The sequence below is a fragment of the Rhodosalinus sp. genome, from assembly GCF_041685465.1.
Classification (GTDB): domain Bacteria; phylum Pseudomonadota; class Alphaproteobacteria; order Rhodobacterales; family Rhodobacteraceae; genus Rhodosalinus.
This window is the reverse complement of sequence record NZ_JAWLFS010000243.1, coordinates 1-4,237: the sequence shown is the minus strand read 5'-3', so window position 1 is coordinate 4,237 and position 4,237 is coordinate 1. Positions and strand designations below refer to the sequence as shown.

At 69.5% G+C, this 4,237-nt stretch carries 4 protein-coding genes; 1 reads left to right on the top strand and 3 read right to left on the bottom strand.

The window, feature by feature from the left end; translation table 11 throughout:
- From ACESL7_RS13570 to ACESL7_RS13560, 3 genes are all read right to left on the bottom strand, one after another.
- On the bottom strand, nt 1–716 hold a 716-nt coding region (locus tag ACESL7_RS13570), incomplete at its 3' end, for a cupin domain-containing protein (protein WP_372893845.1).
- Nucleotides 717–888: 172 nt separating this feature from the next.
- Nucleotides 889–1,806 (bottom strand): VOC family protein, encoded by a 918-nt coding sequence (locus ACESL7_RS13565; RefSeq protein WP_372893844.1) that lies wholly within the window; start codon nt 1,804–1,806, stop codon nt 889–891.
- 99 nt (nt 1,807–1,905) lie between these two features.
- Nucleotides 1,906–3,354, bottom strand: a complete 1,449-nt coding sequence (locus ACESL7_RS13560) for an aldehyde dehydrogenase family protein (protein WP_372893843.1) — start codon at nt 3,352–3,354, stop codon at nt 1,906–1,908.
- A gap of 175 nt (nt 3,355–3,529) precedes the next feature.
- Between ACESL7_RS13560 and ACESL7_RS13555 the strand changes: the two genes are divergently transcribed.
- Entirely contained in the window at nt 3,530–4,183 is a 654-nt protein-coding gene (locus ACESL7_RS13555) for a peroxiredoxin (RefSeq protein WP_372893842.1), read from the top strand.
- Nucleotides 4,184–4,237: the final 54 nt, after the last annotated feature.

The following is a 4,237-nucleotide window of genomic DNA, read 5'->3' as shown; positions in this document are numbered from 1 at the left end:
CCCTCGTAGGTCTTGTCCCAGGTGTATTTCATCAGGGGCGAATGGAAGGCACCCCATTGCTCCTTCACCGGCAGGAGGCCCGGCGTGCCCCAGGTCGCGGGGCTCGCGTCGAAGGGCAGGCTGGAGTCCTGCCAGTCGTCGGGGTGGACGGCGTAGAAATTGGCCTCGAGCGCGTTGGTCAGCGGGATGTCGAGCCCGTCCTGCCACATCGAGGTCTCGCCCTCCTCGAGGACGCCGTGCTCGTGCCAGGTGCCGTTGGGCGTGATGACGAAATCCCTGGCGTTCAGCGTCAGGCGGTGGCCGTCGACCACCGTGTAGGCGCCCGCGCCCTCCATGATGAAGCGCAGCGCGCTGGCCGCGTGGTTGTGGGCCGGCGCGGCCTCGCCCGGGCGCATGACCTGGATGCCAGAGAAGAGCCAGCCGCAGCAGGCGGAGACATCCTGCCGCTTCGGGTTGCGCAGGAAGACGACGCGCCGGCCTGCGTCCTCCGGCCGGACCAGATCGAGCGACTGGAGCACCTTGGGCCGCAGGTCCGCGGAGCGCCAGATCGTCGGCGCGGACTTCGGCCTCGGCTCCCACGGCTCGATGTCGTTGGCCACTGTCCAGAGCGCGCCGGTCTCCTGCGCCGCGAGCTCTTCGTAATAGGCGCGCAGCGCATCGTCGTCCTTGACGCGGGCGCGGCCGAGCTGATCGTCGCGGTGATCCTTGGCGCTCATGTCGGGTCTCCCTGAGTGTTGATGGGCACGCGGCGCGGCGGGTGACGCGCGCGCGTGCCGCGTGCCGGCGGCGGGTCAGATGCGCGCCACAGCCGCGCTCCGAAGCATGTGGCGGCACCCCTCCCCCGAAGAAGCCTAGCAGCCCGCCGGATCGCGTCAATCTCGGGCCGTGTCAGTCCAGCGGCGTGAGCGCCTCCTCCAGATGGGCGCGCAGGTGCGCGTGCTGGTCGGGCAGGCAGAGCCGCTCTCCCAGCGTCTCGACCGGCTCGTCACGGGTGAAGCCCGGATCGTCGGTCGCCACCTCGAAGAGGATCCCGCCCGGCGTGGTGAAGTAGATCGCGCGGAAATAGTCCCGGTCGCGGACCTGGGTGACGCGCTGGCCGGCCTCGGTCAGTGCCGCGCGGATGCGGGCCTGGCTCGCGGCGTCGCGCGTGCGGAAGGCCACGTGATGGATCGAGCCGGCCCCCTGCCGCGCGGCGGGCAGGTCCGGGCGATGCTCGATCTCGACGATATGCGCGGGGCCTCCGGTGTCGTCGACGAGCCGGGTGACCGCGCCCTCCTGCCCGGTTTCGGCATAGCCCATGAGCTGCAGGAGCGGCAGCATGTCTTCCCGGTCGGCCACGCGCAGCGAGACGGAGTGCAGCCCGCGGATGGCCATGCCTTCGGGCAGCGCGGTCCAGGGCGCGCGGGCGTCCTCCGCCTCCACCAGGACGAGGCGCTCGCCGTCGGGGCCGGTCAGCGCCAGCCGCGTCTCGCCGAAAAGGTTTTCACGCGTCACCGGCACATCCTGCGCGGCGAGGTGGCGCTCCCAGTCCGCCGCGGCGCCGGGCGGGATCGAGAAGGCGACGTGGCCCGCCTCGCCGGTGCCGGGTGTGCCGCGCGGCGCGGTCGGGAAGGGGAAATGGGTCATGACGGAGCCCGGCGTGCCGACGCGGTCCCCGAAGTAGAGGTGATAGACCTCCGGCGCGTCGAAGTTGACGGTGGTCTTGATCCGGCGCAGGCCCATGACCTCGCGCCAGAAGCGGTCCACCGGCCGCGGGGGGCCGGCCACCGAGGTGACATGGTGCAGGCCGTCGAGATCTTTGAGCATGGCGAATCTCCTTTTCTGAATTGGAGATAAGCCCTGCGCTCCGGTGAGAGAACCGGCGCGCGCGCGCCGGTTCTGTGCATTTCTGCAAGAAGCCGTCCGTCAGGCCGGGTCGGCGGCGTCCCAGCCCGAGACGGCCTTGACCTCCATGAAGTCCTCGACGCCCCAGACGCCGCCCTCGCGGCCGCTGCCGGAGCGCTTCATGCCGCCGAAGGGACGGCCGCCGCCACCGCCGTGACCGTTGACCTCGACCATGCCGGAGCGCAGTTGCCGGGCCAGGCGGTTGGCGCGCTCCGGATCGGCGGTCTGAACGAAGTTGGTCAGCCCGTACTCGGTATCGTTGGCGATCCGTACCGCGTCGGCCTCGTCCTCGAAGGGGATGATCGAGAGGACCGGGCCGAAGATCTCCTCGCGCTCGATGCGCATGCCCGGCGCCACGTCGGCAAAGACGGTCGGGCGCGCGAAGTAGCCGCGATTCATGCCCTCGGGCCGGCCGGGTCCGCCGGCCACGAGCCGCGCGCCCTCGTCGATGCCGGCCTGGATGAGGTCCTGCACCTTCTCGAACTGCCGCGCGTTGATGAGCGGGCCGATGTGGCGGCCGTCCTCGGAGGGCGGGCCGACCTGAATCCTGTTCGCCATCTCGGCGGCGGCCTCGACCGTCTGCTCGTAGACCGACCGTTCCACCATCATGCGCGAGGGCGCATTGCAGCTCTGCCCGGTGTTCTGCATCATGTCGAGCACGCCGCGCTTGACGGCCTTCTCGTCGGCGTCCGCGAAGATCAGGTTGGCGCCCTTGCCGCCGAGCTCGAGATGCACCTTCTTCAGCGTGTCGGCCGCCGCCTTCGAGATCTGGATGCCCGCGCGGGTGGAGCCGGTGAAGCTCACGATGTCGACGTCGCCGTGGCCGGACAGCTGCGTGCCCACCCCCGCGCCGTCGCCGTTCACGAGGTTGAACACGCCCGGCGGGAAGCCCGCCTCATGCACCATCTCCGCGAAGAGCAGGGCGTTGAGCGGCGCTTCCTCGGAGGGCTTGAGGACCATCGTGCAGCCCGCCACGACGGCCGCGCCGAACTTGAGCGTGATCTGGTTCATCGGCCAGTTCCACGGCGTGATCATCGCCGCGACGCCGATCGGCTCGTAGATGATCCGGTCGTTCGGCGCGTGATCGCCCAGCGGGCGCTCGAAGTCGAACGCCTTGCCGGTGCGCACGAAATCCTTGAGATGACCGTAGCCCGCGCCCGTCTGCGCCTTGCGGGCGAGGTCGATGGGCGCGCCCATCTCGAGGCTGATCGCCTGCGCCATATCCTCCCAGCGGCTCTTGTACACCTGGCAAAGCTTTTCCAGAAGCGCGATGCGCTCCTCGGGCGGCGTGGCCATCCAGCCGGGGAAGGCGCGCCGCGCCGCGGCCACCGCGGCGTCGGTATCGGCCTGACCGCCGAGGGAGATGGTCGCGCAGGGGTCCTCGGTGGCGGGATCGATCACCTGATAGTCGGTGCCCTGCTGCGGGTCCGTCCAGGCGCCGTCGACATAGAACTGGCGTTTCTCGATCATGGTATCCGCATCCTTTCCGCCAAGGCTCTCCCGACCGCCCGGTCGGGGTTTGCGTCACTCTGTCACCGGCCCATATGAGGTGCAAGGGCTGGACCGACCGAGCCAGATGACATATCGCGCATCTGGAATGTATGATAGGGCCGCCTCGGCGCGGCCTGCAAAGGAGAGGACCATCATGGGACTGCGCATCAACGACATCGTGCCCGATTTCACCGCCCAGACCGACCAGGGCGAGATCACCTTCCACGACTGGATCGGCGACAGCTGGGCGATCCTGTTCTCGCATCCGAAGGACTTCACCCCCGTCTGCACCACCGAGTTCGGCGCCGTCGCGCAGCTCGCCGAGGAATGGGCGAAGCGCGGCACGAAGGTGATCGGGCTCTCGGTGGACGCGGCCGAGGAGCACGTGAAGTGGAAGTCCGACATCGAGACCGTCGCCGAGACCACGGCGGGCTTTCCGATCATCGCCGACGTGGACCTCGCGGTGTCCAAGCAGTTCGACATGCTGCCCGCCGATGCCTACCTGCCCGACGGGCGCACGGCGGCGGATTCGGCTTCCGTCCGGTCGGTCTACATCATCTCGCCGGACAAGAAGGTGCAGCTCATCATGACTTACCCGATGTCGGTGGGCCGCAACTTCGCCGAGGTGCTGCGCGCGCTCGACGCGCTGCAGGCGACCTACCAGGCACCGATCGCCACCGGCGCCAACTGGGTGCCCGGTCAGGACGTGATCGTGGCGCTCACCGTCTCCGACGAGGAGGCCAAGGAGAAGTTCGGCGAGGTGAATTTCAAGCTGCCCTATCTCCGCCTCACCAAGGCGCCCGCCTGATCCGCCGGCCCCTGCAAGGAGGGCCCGGTCGCGGCCGGCGCGTATGGTGACGGC